The organism is Streptomyces sp. 378 (genome assembly GCF_030124145.1).
Lineage (GTDB): Bacteria > Actinomycetota > Actinomycetes > Streptomycetales > Streptomycetaceae > Streptomyces.
Genome location: NZ_JASKMS010000021.1, coordinates 1 through 17,711, shown reverse-complemented (window position 1 = coordinate 17,711; position 17,711 = coordinate 1). Strand labels below are relative to the sequence as shown.

Genomic DNA, 17,711 nt, shown 5'->3' with positions numbered 1-17,711 from the left:
CCCGCTGGAAGCTGTCGTTCCAGCCGCTGGGGTGATCACGCCGGGGCGTCCTATCGTGGGCGGCGCCGTCGATCACATCCTGGAAAGAGCCCCGGTGACCAAGATCCTGCTGTCCCTCCATGTCCTGGCCGCCATCGTCGCCATCGGCCCCGTGACCGTCGCGGCCAGCATGTTCCCGCCCGCGGCGCGCCGCGCCGCCCCCGACGCGGCGGGGGTGGGCACCGTCGCGCTGCTGCACCGCATCTGCCGCGTCTACGCCGGCGTCGGGCTGTCCGTTCCGCTTCTCGGGTTCGCCACCGCGGCCGCCATGGGCGTCCTCGGCAGTGGATGGCTCGTCACCTCCATCGCGCTGACCGCCGCGGCCGCCGGCATCCTGGTCGCCTTCGTCCTGCCCCGTCAGGAGGAAGTGCTCGGCCAGTTGAAGTCCGAGCAGGGAGTGGGCCGGGAAAGCACCGTGCAACTGGCCATGTTCACCGGCATCTTCAATCTGCTGTGGGCGACGGTCACCGTGCTGATGACCGTCCGGCCGGGTTCCACGACGGGAGCCTGAGAAGGCGCCGTTCTCCCTGTCACGGATGTCCGGTCTGCGTCAAGTCATCCCAAGGAATTCACACTCCGGGACATCCTGCCGCCTACACTCGCAGTCTCGCCCCGCACGGGGCCGACGAGCAGAAAGGCACGTTGACGGGTGTTCCAGGATTCCCCCATCTACGACCGACTCATCGCGGAGCGTGGCGATGTCCCCGCACAGGTGCGCCGCGAGGCCGAACGGGTGAGCAGGGAACTGGAGCTGGTCATGCGGCCCTCACAGTCCCTCGGCTACGACCGCCCGCACTCCCCGGGCGCCGGCTGGCAGCGCGCGGGCATGCTCCCCGGCCCCCGGCCCCAGTGAACCGGGCGGCAACCGGGCGGCGGAACCGGGCCCGGTCCGCGCCGGCCCCGGTGCTCAACCCACCTTCGTGTTCCAGCCGTTGACATGGGACGGCTGAACCGGCACGGGCCGGGACAGCCACTCGGCGATGCTGCGGGCGATCGGCTGACCCGTCTCCACCTCGACGAAGCCGAACTGCCCCGACTGGTTGCACTCCAGGAACCACCACGTCCCGTCGGTGTCCTCCACGAAGTCGAAGGCGCCGTACGCCAGTTCCGCCTCACACAGGTAGGACAGGACGCCCGGGCCGATGGAGGACGGCACATCGACGGGCTCCCACGGTGAGCCGGGCGCGGCGAACCGCACGTCGACCTCGTCCGGGTCCGCGTCCCGGGCGGTCGCCTTGCGGGCGGCCAGCATCCGCTCGCCCACGACGGTGAGCCGGATGTCGGCCCGCTTGGAGATCCGCCGCTGCAACAGCGTCGGCCCGAGCGCGACGGCGGAGAAGTCGGTGTCCGGCGGGACGCGGCTGGTCGGCACGGCGCGCGGCGGGTCCTGCGGATGCGCGCCCGACACCGGCTTGACCACCAGGTCCGGGTAGCGCTCGGCGAACTCGCGGGCGGCGCGCGGGAAGGTCGTGATCAGCGTCGCGGGCACGGGCAGGCCGCACCTCTGGGCGAGTCGCAGCTGCCACGGCTTGTGCCGGGCCCGGCGCGCCGCGTCGGGCTGGTTCATCCAGCGCGCGTCCGAGCCCCGCAGCATGCCGTAGAGCGCCTGGGCGGCCTCCTGGGTCAGCCATGCGGACGGCTGGGCCGCCCGCGCGGCCGGTACGCCGGGGCGGCGTACCCACACGGAACGGAGCCCCCCGATGCTCACCAGCCGCCCCCCGGCGGACAGATGACCGCGGAACCGGCCGTGCGCGTACTCCCCCGACAGCGCGACGCCACCGGTCAGATCGGCGGGGTCGACGCGGACTACCGGAACCCCCGTCGCGTTCAGGTGCACGACCACCATGTCCGCGGTCACGTCCTCCTCGCAGGTGAGGATCAGTACGGTCATCTTCGGCGACCCGCGGTCAGTCGTCGAAGTGCGTCTTGGAGCCGGCGGTGGAGGTGGTGGTGCCGAACTCTCTCAACAGGGCGAAGTCACAGGCCGCTACACGGCCGTCGCGGAGCACGTTCAACTGCAGTCCGGCGTCGTACACGTACGGAATGGCAGCTTCCAAGTCCACTGCCGGGCGCGCGTAGTTGAGCGCGAACGGTTGCATCGTCTCTCCCTCGTCGGTACTGCGCCGATCAAGTGGCGCCCCGGGGGCGCGGCCGCCCGGTACGCCGACGTGTTTCGGCTTCCAGAGACTTATACGAGTCGAACGGGTGGTTGGTTTCCTTACTTTCCGTAGTTATTCGCCGGTTGCTGGTCCGGCCGGTGTGTCGTACTGCGCTCCCGTTCGCCGAGGGAGCCGCGGACGGTGCGCAGAGCGAGCAGCAGGACGCCCATGTCGTCCAGGTAGACCGGGTCGGGCAGCAGGTCGGTGGGCAGCACGAAATAGAGCACCGCGCCCCAGAAGACCCAGCGCGGACCCGTGGGCAGGCCCGCGCGCCGCAGATCGCGCCGGGTCCGGACCAGCCGCACGAGGACGACGACGGCGAAGACGAGGACGACGGCCGCGAGAACCGCCGCCAGGATGATCACCTGTGTGGTCGTATCCACGGGTTGCCCTCCTCATGGCGTGCCGGGGCACGGGGTGTCCTTAGCTGGATTCCCGTTTCCGGCGGCTGTATTGCGGCCGGGACCGACATGTGGGCGAGTCGGCGGATTTTCCGCGCGGGTGGTCATCCCGGTGGCTCACACGAGTGGCACGGGGTGACGGGGACGCCTAGTAATGGTCAGCGTAACGTCGCTCGTCCCAGGACGGGGGCGCAGGAGCGGCCGGTGGAGCAGACGAGCGCACAGCCCGCCGCCGAGCCGTACGACACGTACCGGACGGGGTATCCCCGGTCCGCCGCCGACCTCCACCAGGCCGGGCGAGCCGAGGCCGAGCCCGTCGCCCTCGGTTCCCACCCGGCGGCCGGGACGGGAACGCGGCCTACGGGACCCCGGCCCGGACCGGATGCCCTCGCCCGACGCCCCCGGCTCGCACCAGGCGGAGCAGGCGCCCGCGTGGCCCACGTCCCCCGGCGCGGGAACGGCGACCGAGCGGCCCTCCGACCCGGCCCCGGAGCGGCCCGCCGCGCAGCCGCCTCCGCCCCCGCCCGCTCAGGACTGGCTGGACCCCGCCGAGGCGCAGCCCGCCGCTCCCGCCGTGGACCGGACGGAGCGGGCACAGGAGTCCGCCGCGACCGCCGACGCGGTCCCGGACGACGCCGCGCGGTACACCGCCGGCCCCGGCGACGACAGACGGCCCGACGTGCGCGACCCGGACGAGGCCGATCCGGCCGCCCGGGACAGCACCGGCCGGCCGGGTCCGCGCCCGTTCGTCATCCGGTCGCTCGACGACAACCCGGTGGAGCTCCGGCCCGGCTCCGGCCCGGCCTCCGGCGCACCGTACGGGGCGCCGCCGTGAAGGCCGGGGCCAGTGACAAACGCCGGGGCCGAGTACACACGCGCCGCACGCGGAAAGGGCGCTTACCCTTCCGGCGCCACGTGCTGGGCCGTGGCGCTCTTCTCGTCACCGGCCGTGATCGCGGGGCGCTTGACCTTGAAGCGTTCGAAGGTCCGTGTGAGCTGCTGGAGCGGGGACACCGCGGGGGGACCGGACGGCTGCGGTCCGACGGGAGCGATGCCCGCGGACTCCTGGTAGGCGGCCAGGGCCTCGTGGGCGCTTTCGGCCGCCTCCCGGTACAGGTCACGGGACTTCGTCATGGCCTCCAGCGCCTCGGCGTACATGGCCACCAGAGCGCGCTGACGTTCCAGTTCCTCCTGGAGTGTCAGCAGGTGCCAGTCCTCCCGCAGCGCGGTCAGGGCGTCCTCGGCCCCGTCGGGCAGGAGCCTGGGCAGTGCGGCGAACCGCTTCACGGCGTCGACGAGGTCGGCCGGCTCGGACCCGTCGAGGAAGACCGCGCGCACGGAGAAGTCCTGGGCGTCGTAACCCTCCGGCGCCGGGACCCCGGGCAGCACCACCGCTCCACCACGGGGCACCTGCACGCCGAAGGCCCGTAGGGCCCAGTTGAGGCCGCGCAGTTGCTGCGGAGCGGCGTGATGCTCCACCACACGGTGGCGCAGGCCCGGAGGCAGCCACCGCGCCAGCGGCGTACGCCCTCGGTCGTCGGTCGTCATCGCCTCGTGCACGACCACGTGGATGTGCCATCCGCCGCGCACCGCGTTCTTCAGCAGGCGGCGGATCTCCTTGTCGTCCCGGGGCAGCGGATTGATCTCGCCCAGGGCCAGCCGTGTGCCGGGATCCTGCTCCCAGGCGGTGTCCGGCTCCTCCGGCCAGAACAGGGCGGTGGGGGAGGGCCAGGTCTCGTCCCACGGCGCCTCGGCCTCGGCGACCAGGATCCACTCCTGCCCGGGCACCTCGCCCTCGGCGGCCCGCACGCTCAGCCGGGCGCGCACGGGCACGTCGTCGCCGGCCCGCCAGCGCGCCTCGAAGACCCGCTCCGCCGGGGCGGCGCCGTCTTCGGGCAACTCCAGGAAGTCGTCGATGGCGTGACTGTCCTTGCGCTGCTGCAGCGAGCGTCGGAGAACGTCTTCCGCGGATCCCGAGGCATGGCGGCCACGCGCCGGCCACACCGTGGCGGGCGTCATGGAGCGGGCGGTGAGGGAGGTCTGCATGGGTCCATCTGTGAGCGGGGGTACGTGCGTCTGCCAGTATCGTCTCCGCAGGCCGACGGGTGCTACCCGGGGTCGCACCCGGCTCCGTGCGCCGGTGGCGTACGTACTTACGAGTCGTCACCTCCCCGGTCGGAACGCGGCTCCCGCCCCTGGGCGACATCGGTCACGCCCGACTCCTCGGCGGTGTCCTCATCGCCGGGCCGGGGCGTGCCCCGGCCGCCGGCCTGGCCGCCGCTCGTGGTGCCGTAGCCGCCCGGGACGCCGGGAACGCTGTCCGCGTCGGCCTGCTCGCGGCTGATGTGCCGGGTGGCGCGCACCCCGGCACGCCGCTCCGGATGCGGATAGCTGAAGGGACGGGCGGCAGCCCGCTCCGCCTCGGCGTTCTCCACCTGCTGGGTCCGGTCGTCGTCTTCGCTAGTGCCGTTGGTCATGCGGACCGCGTACCCCCACCGGGCCGTGCCATGTGACGTGCGGGCGGCGCCAAGGGGTGACCGGGCGGCGCGATGCGGCACCGGACCGTGTGACGCGGCGTACGGCAGCGCCCCGGGGTGGTATCCGGGGCGCGGGACGTGCGCGGGATGTACGCCGTGCGCGCAGGGTGTGCGCGCCGCGCGCACATCGGCGGATCTCACGCGTGGCCCACCCGCCGGTGCGGTCCCGACAATGGTGCGCACGAGCAGGGCCCGCCCACCATCCGCATCGGGGCGGGTCCTGCTCTCTCCGCGAGGGGTGACGGGTCACCGGTCCCGGGCGGACGTCATCGCTGAGCCGGAGGCAGAGGGGACCTGGCGCGGGGCTCTCGCAGGCCGGGAAAGAGGGCTCGGGGGGGCAGGAGTGGCGCGGTGGCGCGGTGGTGCGGAAGGGGTGAATTCATCGGGTCACGCGCCGAGTGCGGCGCGGACGGCTGTGGCCTTCTCCTCGATGAACACGCCGCTGTCCAGCAGGGAGAGGACGGAGAGGACGGTGCCGCGCGAGCCCCAGCTGCCCTCGTCGATCACCCGGAAGGTCACCCACCAGCTCGGCGACGGCTCCGTGAGGCCGCAGGCGTCGGCCATCGCGGCCAGCACGCGCTCGATGACCTCGGCGCGCACTTCCCGCCGCCAGTCCCCGTCCATGACCGTCACGTCGAGCACCATCGCGTCGGTGTCCGGTCCCGCATCGGCCAGCAGCCGGTCGCCGATGGCCATCATGTCCGGCTCGCGTTCGGTGAAGTGCACACCTGGAACCCGACCCGCGCGGCCGGGGCGAGCTGTCCGACCTCGGGCACGAGCACGGCGTCCGTCAGGGTCCCGGTCGGCTTGCTGCGCTGCTCCCGGCTCAGGCGGCCCTTCGAACTGTTGACGGTGATGACGGTCATGGCTCTCCTTATAACGACTGCTATAAATCGAGCCCACATGGAGATATGACGAGTGTCATAGTGAGGCTGCAGGCGCTGTGAGAACCCGCCGCCCCCGAGTCGCCGAACCCCCGTCCGGTGACGCCGGTGCCCTCATGCCTGTCGGGGCCGGGACCGGGTACACGGTCTGAGCACTGACTGTGCGGACACAGGAGAGGGGACCGGGGGAGTGGCAGTGAAGGCGATGGGGTGGGCGCACTCGTTCCGTATGTCCGAAGGCGTCCGCGCCGGACGGGAGTGGACGCGCGAGCGGCTCGACTCCCTGCCGTGGGCCGCTGTCGAACCCGACACGGTGGACGCCGTCGTGCTGGCCGTGTCCGAGCTGATCACCAACGCGCACATCCACGCGCACAGTGACGCGCACCTGGTCCTCACGTGGGATGGCGACTGCCTGCATGTGAGCGTTCACGACGAGGACCCGACGCTGCCGCGCCAGCGCGACCCCGAGCCGGGGGAGGTCTCCGGCCGCGGGGTGTCCATCGTGCGCCAGCTCGCCGACGAGTGGGGCGTCAGCTGTCAGCGGCACGGCAAGACGGTGACGGCATGCTTCCGCCCGGCCGACCCCGACGGCACTGGCGCCGGCGCCAGTCGGTAGGACCGCGGCGGCAGTCGACTTCCGCTCACCCGGTGAGGATCGGTTCCGAGGAGAAGTGTCGTGTACCTGGCACGTGGATCGAGTGACGACCCCTACGTCTGGCTCTGGGTCCTGGGCGCTCTCGCGCTGTACGCGCTGATCAGCTACGGACTGGCCTACCGCGCCCGCTCCCGGCGCGGCTCCGCACATCCGGCTCATGACGCCCTGCACGACCTCAAGGACCGGGAGGACCCCCAGCCGCCCGAGAACCGCTTCTTGAGCCGCCTGATCATGCTGGGCGGGGCGGGGCTCACCGGTCTCGTCGCCTACCTGACCAGTGGCGCCCTGCGGGTCCTGACAGTGGGGCTCACCGCCGTGCTGGCGGTGGCCGTCTGGGCGTACTACGACCACCGCACGGAAACACGAGCCGCCGCCCAGCGCTGACACGGACCGGGTCCCCTCGCCCTGTGCGAACGAACGGGCCCCCTCGCCCTGTGTGGGAGGGCCCGGAGGCGGTCAGTCCGTCTCGGGGTGGTTGCCGGGTCCGTCGGCACCGGGGGACAGCGGAGTGGGAGACAGTGTGGTGTCCTCCTCACCGGGCTCCAGAAGGGTGTCGGCCGCGCCGACGATGAGGGGGTCGGGTGAGCCGACCGCCTCGCTGTCCTTGCTGGCGTAGTCGATGCGCGACAGGAGACTGCGCATGGTCTCCAGCCGCGCGCGCCGCTTGTCGTTGCTCTTGACCACGGTCCAGGGGGCGTGTGCGGTGTCCGTGGCGCGGAACATGTCCACCTTCGCCTCCGTGTAGTCGTCCCAGAGGTCCAGCGAGGCCAGGTCGGTGGGGGAGAGCTTCCACTGGCGCACGGGATCGACCTGCCGAATCGCGAAGCGTGTGCGCTGCTCGGAGCGGGACACGGAGAACCAGAACTTCACCAGCAGGACGCCGTCGTCGACCAGCATCCGCTCGAAGGCCGGACACTGGTCGAGGAACAGCTCGTACTCGTCCTTGGAGCAGTAGCCCATCACGCGCTCCACACCGGCCCGGTTGTACCAGGAACGGTCGAAGAAGACGATCTCCCCGGCGGTCGGCAGATGCGCGATGTACCGCTGGAAGTACCACTGGCCCGACTCGCGCTCGGTGGGCTTGTCCAGGGCGACCACGCGTGCGCCACGCGGGTTGAGCCGCTCGATGAACCGCTGGATCGTGCCGCCCTTGCCCGCCGCGTCACGCCCCTCGCACACGACGATCACGCGGGCACCGGTGTCCTTGACCCACCGCTGGAGCTTCAGCATCTCTATCTGCAGGACCCGCTTGGCCCGCTCGTACTCCTTGCGGCCCACCTTGCGGTCGTACGGATAGTTCTCCCGCCACGTCCGGATGGGGCGCCCTTCTCCGTCGAGCACGATCGGCTGCTCGCGGCGACTGTCGTCCACGGTCAGTCCGTCCAACAGTTTGTCAGCGTCGTCGGTGTTCATCACGAGGTTCCCCGCTCGGCTCGTTCGGTAGGCGACGGCCACTCGGGTGCCCCGCCCGGTCCCTCCCATGTGAGGAGCGGCCGTACCGGTCGAGGAGCTGTCAGCCGGTGCGGCCGTCGCACGCCACTGCGGTCGGCGTCCACACCGACCGGTTCGGCCACGAGCCGGTCGACGACTGAGGACCGGGGAGCCGCTCGCGGGCGCCGGGGCAGCTGAGGGAGAGCCGTCCGCTCAGAGCGCGGTGCCCGTCTCCTCGGCCAGCACCCGCACGAGCCGGTCCTGGAACGCCGTGTCGTGGACGGCGCGATGCGGCTCCGACCTGCGGCCGTGGTACCAGTACCCGCCGGTGATCAGGGCCTCCGGTGCGTCGCTCGACGCCAGCCACTCCTGCGTCCGGTGGCCGAGCTCCAGGTCGTCCGGCGCGCTCGGCCCGCCCATCCTCGTCGGTACCCACCCGGGGTCCACGGCGTTGCTCAGCACCCCGGGGCGCAGCCGGGCCACCACGGCGGCGAGGGTCGTGACGAAGAGCTTGCTGTCGGCGTACGACCCGGCGCTCTCGCCCCGCCAGTCGACCCCGTCCAGCGACGGACGGCCGCCGAGATGCGAGTTGCTGCTCAGGTACACCAGCCGGCGCGGCCCCCGCAGCAGGGCGGTCAGCAGATACGGCGCGACGATGTTGACCGGCATCACCGCCGGTCCGCTCCACACCCCGGCGTTGTGGATGACGGCGTCGAGCGGCCGCGAGGCGTTCAGCTCGTCGGCGACCTTCCGTACGGCGTCACGGTCGGCGAAGTCGCCCACCACGAGCTGTGCCCCACGACCGGACAGCTCCTCCAGTGCCGCCGCGCGCTCCTCGTTCCGGGCGTGCACCACCACGTCGTGCCCGGCGGTCAGCAACGCCTCCGCCGCGGCGCGCCCCAGCCCGTCCGCGGAACCGGTCACCAGGATTCGGCTCACCGCTCCTCGCATGAGACTGCCTCCCTCTCGTGGCTCGCATCCCGCGAAGGGACACGTACCGGATCACACACGCGTTGATCCCGGGTACCCCGTCGATGGGGTTGGTGTTGTTCTCGACGACCACACACGCCACGACGACCACCCGACGGTGATCTCCCCGGCCGGTGTCCGCTTCGGCGTCCTCGGTGCGATGGGGTGCCGGTCGAAGGTCCCCACGCTCGGGCGACGCCTCACCCGGTCTCCGGCACCCTGAGATCCGCGAAATCCTGCTCCTCCGAGCCCTGGGGGTTCAGTAGCCCACGCGGAAGGTCGCGTCCTGCCGCTCGGTCGTCGTGGAGATCGGGTCGATGCGCAGGGCGTAGTCGGTGTGGCGGATGTAGCGGGTCGGGTTGTTGTGCGAGCGGAACGAGGACCAGCTCGCGTCCGCCAGGCCCGCCGTGCGGTGGAACGTCGCGTCCGCGGCGAACGTCGACGTGCCGTCGTTGGCGTCGAGGCGGAGCGCGTAGTTGTAGTGCCGCAGGTAGCGGGTCGGGTAGTTGACGGACCGGAAGGAGACCCCGGAGCTGTCGGCGAGTCCCGGGACCAGCGTCCACAGGGAGTCCTTGTACGGCTCGATCGGGTAGGCGTCGATCCGCCCCAGGTAGCCGGAGTGGCGGACGTAACGGGCCGGGAAGTTGTAGGACTTGAGCCGGTTCCAGGTCGGCGCGCCCCACTTCGCGAGCAGGTTGTCGTACTCGGCGGCGGTGATCGTCGTGATGCCGCAGTGCTTGGAGTTGACCGGCTGGGTGTAGCTCTTCTGGTCGAGGGCCGTCCAGGTGCCGGAGGCGAGGTTGCCGGACTGCCAGGCGTAGAAGACGCCGTTGGGTGTGTAGGTGTCGCCCCACAGCCACCAGGTGCCGGACGTCAGGGACTTCACGAGGGTCGGTGCTTCGGTGCCGCCGTGCGCCACGCCGGTGCTGAACTCGGTGAAGCTCCCCGGGTTCAGGGTGGTGGATCTGGCACCCACCAGTGTCTGGTTCTTCTTGAAGTAGAGGTAGTTGTAGCCGTTCACACCCACGGCCATGTCGCCGTCGATGACGTCGTAGCCGGGGTCGAAGAAGACCTGCGGGGCGGAGGCCGTCACGAAGTCGGTCGTGTAGTTGACCATGATCACGTTGTGGCCGCTGGAGTTGACCGAGGAGTAGATCACCGCGTACTGGCGCCGGCCCGCGTCCCAGAACGCCTCGGGTGCCCAGCTGTGGGTGGCCATGTCGTGCAGTTTCAGCCGCCGGTAGCCGGTGAAGGTGCGCAGGTCGGCAGAGTCCCAGACGTGGATGTACTGGCTGTTGTAGTTCCAGTCGGTGCCCTTGAGGTCGGTGGCGAGCACGACGAACGTGCCGTCCTGCTTGCGCATCAGGAACGGGTCGCGCAGTCCGAGCGCACCCGCAGTGGGGGTGACCAGCGCATTGTTCTGGTTGAGGGGCGTCCAGTTGAGCCCGTCGGGGCTGACGGCGAGGTGCAGGCCGTAGTCGGTGCCGTCGCCGAGTTCGGTGGACTCGGTGAAGTAGACCATCGCGTACGCCGAGTCGGCGGCGTGGGCGGTGCCGGTGCCGAGGGTCAGGGCGAGCGGTACGGCGGCGGTCATGCCCAGCAGGCCGCGGCGGGAGAGGTGGGGGTTCGCGCTCATGTCTTCTCCAAGGGGAAGTGCGGGATACCGAACTGCCTTTGCTGCGGGGGGCGTTCGCAAAACCGTTCAGAAGGGGTCGGGGTATGCGGCACCCGCGTGTGCCGCTTCCCCGGCGGTGCCGTCACGGTGTTGTCCTTCACGGCGGCGGACCCCTTGACCCGGTCGGTGCGGATATCGGTGTGGACCCGTCGTCGATGCGTCACCGACCCGTCGTCGATCCGTCGCCCGTTCAGGGGTGCGTGCCCGGCTCCGGAGGGAGTCGCCCTTCACCGCCCTCGATCGATATGTCGAACGGCGTTCGTACTGCCGGATGGGACCGTAGGGCGCGCGCGGCACCACCGTCAATACTCGTGCTCACCCCGGTGCCCGCGAGACCTCGACCGCGGCGGGCCGGTGAACCTCTTCGCCGCTACTGACCCGCTACCAGACGTCAGATGGCTCCGAAGGCCCTGGGCGTCGCCCGGGCGCACGGTGCCGGCCCCGCGCAGGTCGGGACCACCTGGACTCCGCTTCCCGCTGCCACGATCACGCGCCGGGTCGGCCCTGGATCCGCAGGCCGGGGCGGCGGCGGTGCACCGTCACGTACGACAGGCCGCTCTCGCCCGCGGCGACGCTGCGGACGCTGCCGTGCGGCAGCCAGACGAGGCTGCCGGGTTCCAGCGGGCTCGGTCCGGCCGCGGAGCCGAGGGTGCCGTCGCCGGTGACGACGAGCAGGAGGACGTCGAGGTCGGGCTCGGTATGAGCGTCGATGGACGTCCGGGGCGGGACGTGGATGAGGTTGGCGTCCAACTGGCGGCCGGTCTCGGCCAGTCGCCAGAGGGCGCCGGACGCTGCCGGGTCGGACGCGGCGAGTGACGCGGTGTTGCACAGGACCCGCGGGACGGCAGCGTCGGCCGGGCCGAGGGGCGCCTGAGGGTCAGTCATGGGTCGTGCCACCCTCCGATACGGGCCTGCCCGGGCCGGTTCACCTGCACGGCAGGCGATCCGCGCCGTTCTCGGGCGGATACACGGAAAATCTAACATCGGCCGCGTTCGTCCCGGGGGGCGGGCGCGTGAGTGAACCGAAGTGAAGGGAGGCAGGGAGGGAAGGCGCCGGTGCGGTGACGGCGGCCGTCCCGTCTGTGCGGCTCGGGATGGTGCCGGCGCTCTCCTTCCTGGAGGCGCGCCTGAAGTTCCGGGCGCCCGGTGTGACCGTGCCCGTGGCCTCGGTACCGGCCGGCTGGTCTTCCGGGTGCTCAACCGCGTCGATGCGGTGCTCGCCGGCGCCGTGACCGTGGCGGTCGTGGCCGGTGACCCTTGCCCGCCCCCGTCGTCGTGCCGGCCGTGGCGCGGCGGTCGTGGCGGCTGCGTGACTGCTCGTGATCCGGCCGGGTCTCAACCACCGCTCCGACCGGATCCGTGCCGGTGAGGGCCCGCCCCGGCCGCGAGCGCATTTCCTGCACATCGCGGCCGAGGCGGTCAAGGTCCTCGCGCTCCTCGCCCTGGGCGTCAGCACCCCCAAGCCCCGGGGGCGTCCCTGACGAGGGCCACCCGCGCGCTCGCGGACCGGTCTCCCCGGGGCGTCACTCGTTGTCGGAGGTGGTGGGACGCGTCCGTCCGGGCTCCGGAAGCTCGCCCTCCAGGGCCCGGGCGTGGAGCACGTCGCCGATGAACAGGTCGTACACGAGTACGCCGATCACGCCGCCGACGAGCGGCCCGACGATCGGGATCCACCAGTAGTCGCTGAAGGCCCCTGCCAGGCTGCCCGGAAACGCCAGGTCCTGCCATCCCGCCATCCAGGTGAACAGGCGCGGCCCGAAATCACGGGCCGGGTTGATGGCGTACCCCGCGTTCGCGCCGAAGGACATGCCGATGGCGGCCACCACGAAACCGATGATCAGCGGGCCGAGGTTCGCCTTCACGGCCGTGTTGCGCAGGTCGATGAGGGCCACCACCAGCAAGACCAGGAAGGCGGTGCCGACGACCTGGTCGATCAGCGGACCCCAGATCCCGCCGTTGAAGTACGGCGCCGGGAACGTGGCGAAGATCGAGAAGGAGGCGAGGGTGTGGCCGTTGGTCTTGGGCCCCGTCATGGCGGCGTCGAAGGCGTTGATGGCGTCGTGGTACACGGCGTAGACCAGGGCCGCTCCGGCCAGGGCGCCCAGTACCTGGGACGCCCAGTAGGGCACGACCTTGATCCAGGGGAACTTGCGGCGGACGGCGAACGCCAGGGTCACCGCCGGGTTGATGTGCGCGCCGCTGACACCGCCGGCCACGTAGATGGCGAGGGCCACGGCCAAACCCCAGCCCCAGGTGATCAGCAGCCAGTCTCCGGCGGCGAGGAAAATGACGGTGGGCCCCTCGGTTCGCCCCGAACCGGGCAGCGCCGCGACGGCCATCGCCACCACGCCGCATCCGAAGGCGATGAGGACGAACGTCCCCAGAAATTCCGCCAGGCACTCGCCCGCCAGACCCGCGCGGCGTCTGAGCCTCGAAGGTTTCACCAGAGGCTTGATCTCCACTGCCATGTGACTTCTCCCTGGGTTGGCCGCGTTCCCGGCTGACACGCGGTAATCACGTGGTAACCCGGCGCGAGAGCCGCGGCAACCGCAGGAGAGCCAGGAGGTGGGGGTCTCGCTCTTCCCCTCGGCTCGCTCACCCTGCCGCTGGACGAGCGGGCTCCGGCACGGAGGCGGTCCCCGCCGCCCCGTGCGGGGAGAGGGCGAGACCGCCCCGGCCGAACGGCACTTCCCGCACCCGGTGGTGTTCGCCCATGGCCTGTTGGCCGTGGTCACCCTCGTTCTCGTCCTGCTCACCGCCCTGGGCATCGGAGGCGGCTGTCATGACCGACGATCCCGTGCCGGCGTCCCCGCGGAGCGACCCGCACAGCGGCGCGGCGCCCGGGGCCGTCGAGGGGACGGTCCCGGGCGCCGCGCGTCAACGGGTCAGCGCACCTCGCGCGCGTAGGGCGCGACCGTGATCCGGTCGATCAGCGGCGCGTACCGGGAGCGGAGCAGCACGCCCGGGAAGGTGTCCGAGGCGTAGGTGGTGCCGTCGAAGTCGGGCAGTTCCTCGGAGCGGAAGCCGACCGTGTTCTTCCCCTTCTCCAGCCGCACCGGGACGGTCAGCTCCCAGAAGTTGTTCTGGTGGAAGCTGTGCGGGAAGCCGACGCGCCGCGCCGGGCCGCCGTTGACGCTGATGTCGGCGTGGCGGGCGAGTGGATCGGGGTTGTAATGGGTGGCCTCCGACTGCTCCGGGTTGGAGTAGCGGATGCGCAGCGCGTACAGCCCTGCCCGGTCGGCCGTGACGGTGAACGTCGCCGTGTTGTGGTTGCCGGGGGCTCCTCCGATGCCCGTGATCGCCGTGCCGTCGGTGGCGAGGGAGAGCGGGGCGAGCGCGGCCGAACCGGCGAGAGCGGCGTCCCCGGCCTCGTACGTGCGCACCGGCAGCGTGCCCTGGGTCGGTGTGACCGCGAGGCGGTCGACGAGGGTCGTGGACGCGCCCGCCGTCACGGTCACCTTGTTGACACCGCCGGAGAGGGAGACCGCCGCTCGGCTCCTGTTCCCGGTCAGGCGCAGGACGTCATGGCCGTTCACGGAGAGCCGCGCGCCCGTGCCGCCGAGGGTGTCGGCCTTGAGCGTGGCCTCGCGGTCGGTCGGCGAGTACACCCAGAACGTCGCGCTCTGGCCCTTGGCGAGGCGCATCGCGCCCGAGCCGGTGGCCGCCGGCTTCGGGAGGTCGTAGACCGGGCGCGCTCCGCCGGCCGGCCACGCCAGTTCACCCTCGTACACCCGGGTGTCCGCGGAGGGGCGGGGGAGGGAGAGGGTGAGGCGGTCGACGATGGCGTCGCCCCGGGTGGTGCGCTTGCCGTCGGCACTCTTCGCGGCCAGCGTGAGCGTGTGCCGGCCCTTGGTCAGTTCGACCTCGGTGTCGGTGTGGTCCCAGACGACCCACTTGTAGCCGAGCGGCAGGTGCAGTTCCCGTTCGCTGTCGGCCTTGCCGTCCACGCGCAGGAAGACGTTGGTGGGGCCCTGCTCCCTGACCTTGTCGAAGGTGTTGAGGGAGTTGGCGAAGACGCTCAGGTCGTAGGTGCCGTCCTCGGGCACGTTCACGGTGAAGTCGAGTGTGACGTCCGAGCCGGTGCGCAGGCCGCCGACGTCGTAGCCGCCGGAGGTGTAGAACTTCGACACGTCCTTCGGTGAGCCCTCCGGGCCGTTCTTCGACCAGCCGGAGCCGGTGTGCGCGGCGTCCTCCGCCTCGTACGAGGACTGCCAGCGCACGGGCGGCGACTGGGTGCCCTTCGCCTCACCGGCCGGGCTGAGGACGACCTCGTAGGCCGAGGACTCCTTCAGCTTCGGCAGGGCGCCGTCGCCGAAGTCGAGGCCCACCGTGCCGTCGTCGCCGACCCTCAGGTTCGACTCCGCGAGCAGCTTCGGGCCGGACGAGTCGCCGACCTGCCCGCTCCACTCGATCTCCCGCACCCAGGCGTGCACGCGCTCGCCGAAGACCTTCCTCGGGACGCCCGCGAAGGTGATGTGCCCCTTGCCGGTGGAGCCGCCGAAGACCAGCCGGGACTGCTTCCTCTGCTCGTCGAGGGTGGCCACGCCCTGCATGGTGTAGTTCTCGCCGGGGAACGGCGGGGTGACCCTCACCGTGTGCCCGCTCATCGAGGCGTACGCGTTCAGCAGCCACCACTGGCCGTTGCCGCGGCCCGACTGCACCGCGGAGTCGGACAGGTTGCCGTCGATGTTCCAGTACGCGATGTCGGCGTCGACCTTGGACTCCTCGATCGCGGACACCCACTGGATCATCTGGCCGGGCACGGAGGTGTGGTAGTTGAAGGCGTACTCGTTGATGTTGACGGGGAGTCGGGTGCCTTCGCGGTCGGTGCCCCGGAACAGGGCCTTTTCCCAGGCCCGGTACTTGGCGACGCTCTGGCGCACCGCCTCCGGGTGGCTCAGCTCGTGCCAGGTGACGACCTGGGGGAGGGTGCCGGCGGCCAGGGTGTGGCTGAGGAAGCCTTTCACCTGGTCGTACAGGACGCTGGTGTTGGGGCCGGCGACGCGGGCGTCGGGCATCTTGCCCTTGATGAGCTGGTACGCGTCGTCCCAGGCGGCGAAGAAGGCATCGGGGTCGTTGAGCCAGCTGACCTTGTCATAGCTCCACTCGCCGGTGCCGAACATGTTGCCCTCGGGCTCGTTGAACGGCACGAAGACGATGTTGTCCCGGTACTGCTCCGGCAGCTTCAGGACCTGGTCGACCTGCTTGGCGATCTTCTCCTTGTAGAGCTTCAGCTTCTCCGCGGGGGTGTCGCCCGGCCACTGGTACGGGAAGCCGCGGTGGATGTCGGTCATGTAGATGTACACATCACCGTCGGTGGAGTCGGCCAGCGGCTTGACCACCTCCAGGGCGTCGGCACCCGGGTGCTGCGGTCCGTCCTGCGCCTTGGTGGAGACCGTGCGCAGACCCATCCCCTCCATGAGGTTGTTGGTGGGGACGTCCGGTCCGTACACGCCGTAGAGGGTGCCCGAGGCGCCGCCGTGGAAGGCGCCGGTGTTCGAGCCGAGGTCGACGGTGAGCTGCCCCTCGCGGACCACGGTGACGGTGGCCTTCACCGCGCGTCCGGCCGCGGTTCCGGCGACCGTGAAGGTGCCGGGCGCGGCGTACTGGTCGGAGGGGACGGCGTCCCAGGTGACGGGGATGTCGCGGTCGTAGCCGTCGGAGAAGGAGGAGCGGACGGCGGCGGGCAGGGAGGGGGCGGTCCCGCTGGTGGTACGGACGTCGAACGATGTCCGGGTGAGCTCCTGGACGGTCGGCACGGCACCGACCGTACCGGCCACCTGGTCGGGGCTCAGTGCCGCGTGCCACACCGTGAAGTCGTCGATGGCGCCCTTGAGCAGCGGGTCCGGGTAGAGGGACCTGCCCAGGTAGCCCGCGGCGGTGGCCGAACCGTCCAGCAGGTCCCCCGCTTTGATGCCGGTCGCGGCGGAGGAGACGGCCACGCCGTCGAGGTAGGTGGTGAGCCGGCCGGCGGCGGTGTCGAGGGTGACGGTGACCGTCCGCCACTCGTTCGCGGGCAGGCTCGTGTAGCCGCGGACCTGGGCCTCGGCGCCTCCGCCACCGGTGGTCACGGAGGTCTGGAACAGGCCGCCGCCGTTGTGCGGGGTGGCGAAGAGGTACCTGGTGGTGTCCGTGCCCAGGTCGAAGATCCGCTGCCAGGGCGACGTGTCACCGCTCCACTTCACCCGGGCGGAGACGGTCAGGTCGGTCGTCCCGGCGATCACCTGGCGGGGCAGCCGGACGTACGCGCCGTCGGAGGCCGGGGCGCCGCCGGGCAGGGACAGTGCCCTGCCTCCGGCCGCGCCGTCGACCGACCGGGCGGTGGAGCCGTTCACCAGGGTGGCCGTCAGGCCGTTGCCCGAGCTGTCCGCGATGTTCCCGGAGGAGAGATCGTCCTGGTCGAAGGAGTAGTGGGCGGCGGGTCGGGGCGCCTCGGCGGCCTGTGCGGGGGCGGCCGGTGCGGCGAGCAGGCCCGCCCCGAGGGTCAGCGCCACGGCGGCCGGGGCTCGGCGCCGCGTGAATCTGTCAGCGGATGGCATGGATGCGTCCTCAGTCTTCGTGTCGTCGTGCCGTGGTGTCGTCGTCGCGTCGAGCAGCGGTCGCGGTCGGCAGATGCGTCGAACCGGTTCGGTATCCGGCGCGCGCGGGGGCAGGGGTGTGGTGTCGGGTGGCGGGGACGACGGCTTCGCGGATGGGGCATGAGGGTCTGCCGCACCGCTGCCTGAAGGGCTCGCTGTGTCGAACCGGTTCGCGAAGCTAGCATCGGGGCCCTCGGTCGACAATGCCTGCGACGCGAGGATCTTGACAGGGCGGCCGAGCGAACAGGGAAGCGCGGCACGGGTGTTGACAGGAGCCGGGGCGGTTCCTACGTTCCTGGCAAGCGAACCGGTTCGACGATAGGAGTTCTTCGTGAACATCGGTGAGATCGCCCAGCGTGCCGGTGTCTCGCGGAGCACCGTGT

20 protein-coding genes are annotated in these 17,711 nt (G+C 71.3%); 6 read left to right on the top strand and 14 right to left on the bottom strand.

The features are described 5' to 3' along the window. Positions 1–94: 94 nt before the first annotated feature. The gene (locus QNO09_RS25795) at positions 95–550 is read left to right on the top strand and encodes a hypothetical protein (RefSeq protein WP_283972630.1); all 456 of its coding nucleotides are present in this window, start codon (positions 95–97) and stop codon (positions 548–550) included. A 138-nt stretch (positions 551–688) separates the two neighbouring features. After that, entirely contained in the window at positions 689–892 is a 204-nt protein-coding gene (locus QNO09_RS25790; protein ID WP_031111422.1) for a hypothetical protein, read from the top strand. A 54-nt stretch (positions 893–946) separates the two neighbouring features. Here the strand turns inward: QNO09_RS25790 and tgmB are convergent, their stop codons facing one another. From tgmB to QNO09_RS25775, 3 genes are all read right to left on the bottom strand, one after another. Further along, positions 947–1,930 carry an ATP-grasp ribosomal peptide maturase gene (gene tgmB, locus QNO09_RS25785; protein ID WP_283972629.1) on the bottom strand — a complete coding sequence of 328 codons (984 nt, stop codon included), beginning with the start codon at positions 1,928–1,930 and terminating at the stop codon, positions 947–949. A 16-nt stretch (positions 1,931–1,946) separates the two neighbouring features. Continuing rightward, a complete protein-coding gene (gene tgmA / locus QNO09_RS25780) occupies positions 1,947–2,138 on the bottom strand; it encodes a putative ATP-grasp-modified RiPP (protein WP_283972628.1) in 192 nt (63 codons plus the stop codon). A gap of 119 nt (positions 2,139–2,257) precedes the next feature. Further along, positions 2,258–2,581 carry a YkvA family protein gene (locus QNO09_RS25775; protein WP_283972627.1) on the bottom strand — a complete coding sequence of 108 codons (324 nt, stop codon included), beginning with the start codon at positions 2,579–2,581 and terminating at the stop codon, positions 2,258–2,260. 400 nt (positions 2,582–2,981) lie between these two features. On the opposite strand from QNO09_RS25775, the gene QNO09_RS25770 reads away from it, so the two are divergent. Further along, positions 2,982–3,434, top strand: coding sequence for a hypothetical protein (locus QNO09_RS25770; protein ID WP_283972626.1), 453 nt, complete (start codon positions 2,982–2,984; stop codon positions 3,432–3,434). A gap of 62 nt (positions 3,435–3,496) precedes the next feature. Here the strand turns inward: QNO09_RS25770 and QNO09_RS25765 are convergent, their stop codons facing one another. The 4 genes from QNO09_RS25765 to QNO09_RS25750 all read right to left on the bottom strand — a co-directional run bounded on the left by QNO09_RS25765 (position 3,497) and on the right by QNO09_RS25750 (position 6,002). Further along, complete coding sequence (locus tag QNO09_RS25765) at positions 3,497–4,645, bottom strand: hypothetical protein (protein ID WP_283972625.1); 1,149 nt, start codon at positions 4,643–4,645, stop codon at positions 3,497–3,499. Positions 4,646–4,752: 107 nt separating this feature from the next. Next, positions 4,753–5,076, bottom strand: coding sequence for a hypothetical protein (locus QNO09_RS25760; RefSeq protein WP_283972624.1), 324 nt, complete (start codon positions 5,074–5,076; stop codon positions 4,753–4,755). Between the two features lie 447 nt (positions 5,077–5,523). Continuing rightward, positions 5,524–5,862: a hypothetical protein gene (locus QNO09_RS25755; RefSeq protein ID WP_283972623.1), complete on the bottom strand. Its 339-nt coding sequence runs from the start codon at positions 5,860–5,862 to the stop codon at positions 5,524–5,526. Beyond that, complete coding sequence (locus tag QNO09_RS25750; RefSeq protein ID WP_283972622.1) at positions 5,832–6,002, bottom strand: hypothetical protein; 171 nt, start codon at positions 6,000–6,002, stop codon at positions 5,832–5,834. The genes QNO09_RS25755 and QNO09_RS25750 overlap by 31 nt, the downstream gene beginning before the upstream one ends. Before the next feature lie 208 nt (positions 6,003–6,210). Between QNO09_RS25750 and QNO09_RS25745 the strand changes: the two genes are divergently transcribed. Then, the gene (locus QNO09_RS25745; protein WP_283972621.1) at positions 6,211–6,636 is read left to right on the top strand and encodes an ATP-binding protein; all 426 of its coding nucleotides are present in this window, start codon (positions 6,211–6,213) and stop codon (positions 6,634–6,636) included. A 60-nt stretch (positions 6,637–6,696) separates the two neighbouring features. Next, complete coding sequence (locus QNO09_RS25740) at positions 6,697–7,059, top strand: hypothetical protein (RefSeq protein WP_283972620.1); 363 nt, start codon at positions 6,697–6,699, stop codon at positions 7,057–7,059. 72 nt (positions 7,060–7,131) lie between these two features. Here the strand turns inward: QNO09_RS25740 and ppk2 are convergent, their stop codons facing one another. The 4 genes from ppk2 to QNO09_RS25720 all read right to left on the bottom strand — a co-directional run bounded on the left by ppk2 (position 7,132) and on the right by QNO09_RS25720 (position 11,635). Further along, positions 7,132–8,088, bottom strand: a complete 957-nt coding sequence (ppk2, locus tag QNO09_RS25735; protein ID WP_283972619.1) for a polyphosphate kinase 2 — start codon at positions 8,086–8,088, stop codon at positions 7,132–7,134. A gap of 231 nt (positions 8,089–8,319) precedes the next feature. After that, complete coding sequence (locus QNO09_RS25730; protein ID WP_283972618.1) at positions 8,320–9,045, bottom strand: SDR family NAD(P)-dependent oxidoreductase; 726 nt, start codon at positions 9,043–9,045, stop codon at positions 8,320–8,322. Between the two features lie 289 nt (positions 9,046–9,334). After that, positions 9,335–10,711, bottom strand: a complete 1,377-nt coding sequence (locus QNO09_RS25725; RefSeq protein WP_283972617.1) for a glycoside hydrolase family 43 protein — start codon at positions 10,709–10,711, stop codon at positions 9,335–9,337. Between the two features lie 525 nt (positions 10,712–11,236). Beyond that, positions 11,237–11,635, bottom strand: coding sequence for a cupin domain-containing protein (locus QNO09_RS25720; protein ID WP_283972616.1), 399 nt, complete (start codon positions 11,633–11,635; stop codon positions 11,237–11,239). Positions 11,636–12,069: 434 nt separating this feature from the next. Here QNO09_RS25720 and QNO09_RS25715 point away from each other — a divergent pair, with 434 nt between their 5' ends. Beyond that, positions 12,070–12,231, top strand: a complete 162-nt coding sequence (locus QNO09_RS25715; protein WP_283972615.1) for a hypothetical protein — start codon at positions 12,070–12,072, stop codon at positions 12,229–12,231. Positions 12,232–12,273: 42 nt separating this feature from the next. On the opposite strand, the gene QNO09_RS25710 is transcribed toward QNO09_RS25715, so the two are convergent. The 3 genes from QNO09_RS25710 to QNO09_RS25700 form a co-directional block, all read right to left on the bottom strand. After that, positions 12,274–13,218, bottom strand: coding sequence for an MIP/aquaporin family protein (locus QNO09_RS25710; protein ID WP_283972614.1), 945 nt, complete (start codon positions 13,216–13,218; stop codon positions 12,274–12,276). 127 nt (positions 13,219–13,345) lie between these two features. Next, the gene (locus QNO09_RS25705; protein ID WP_283972613.1) at positions 13,346–13,534 is read right to left on the bottom strand and encodes a hypothetical protein; all 189 of its coding nucleotides are present in this window, start codon (positions 13,532–13,534) and stop codon (positions 13,346–13,348) included. A 101-nt stretch (positions 13,535–13,635) separates the two neighbouring features. Continuing rightward, positions 13,636–17,289, bottom strand: a complete 3,654-nt coding sequence (locus QNO09_RS25700; protein ID WP_283972612.1) for a LamG-like jellyroll fold domain-containing protein — start codon at positions 17,287–17,289, stop codon at positions 13,636–13,638. Between the last annotated feature and the right edge of the window lie 422 nt (positions 17,290–17,711).

Bases quoted from the DNA above. Each gene is read 5' to 3' on its own strand.
- QNO09_RS25705 (WP_283972613.1), bottom strand. From the start codon at position 13,534: ATGACAGCCGCCTCCGATGCCCAGGGCGGTGAGCAGGACGAGAACGAG.
- tgmA (WP_283972628.1), bottom strand. From the start codon at position 2,138: ATGCAACCGTTCGCGCTCAACTACGCGCGCCCGGCAGTGGACTTGGAA.
- ppk2 (WP_283972619.1), bottom strand. From the start codon at position 8,088: ATGAACACCGACGACGCTGACAAACTGTTGGACGGACTGACCGTGGAC.
- QNO09_RS25750 (WP_283972622.1), bottom strand. From the start codon at position 6,002: ATGACCGTCATCACCGTCAACAGTTCGAAGGGCCGCCTGAGCCGGGAG.
- QNO09_RS25765 (WP_283972625.1), bottom strand. From the start codon at position 4,645: ATGCAGACCTCCCTCACCGCCCGCTCCATGACGCCCGCCACGGTGTGG.
- tgmB (WP_283972629.1), bottom strand. From the start codon at position 1,930: ATGACCGTACTGATCCTCACCTGCGAGGAGGACGTGACCGCGGACATG.
- QNO09_RS25710 (WP_283972614.1), bottom strand. From the start codon at position 13,218: ATGGCAGTGGAGATCAAGCCTCTGGTGAAACCTTCGAGGCTCAGACGC.
- QNO09_RS25700 (WP_283972612.1), bottom strand. From the start codon at position 17,289: ATGCCATCCGCTGACAGATTCACGCGGCGCCGAGCCCCGGCCGCCGTG.
- QNO09_RS25720 (WP_283972616.1), bottom strand. From the start codon at position 11,635: ATGACTGACCCTCAGGCGCCCCTCGGCCCGGCCGACGCTGCCGTCCCG.
- QNO09_RS25760 (WP_283972624.1), bottom strand. From the start codon at position 5,076: ATGACCAACGGCACTAGCGAAGACGACGACCGGACCCAGCAGGTGGAG.
- QNO09_RS25725 (WP_283972617.1), bottom strand. From the start codon at position 10,711: ATGAGCGCGAACCCCCACCTCTCCCGCCGCGGCCTGCTGGGCATGACC.
- QNO09_RS25770 (WP_283972626.1), top strand. From the start codon at position 2,982: ATGCCCTCGCCCGACGCCCCCGGCTCGCACCAGGCGGAGCAGGCGCCC.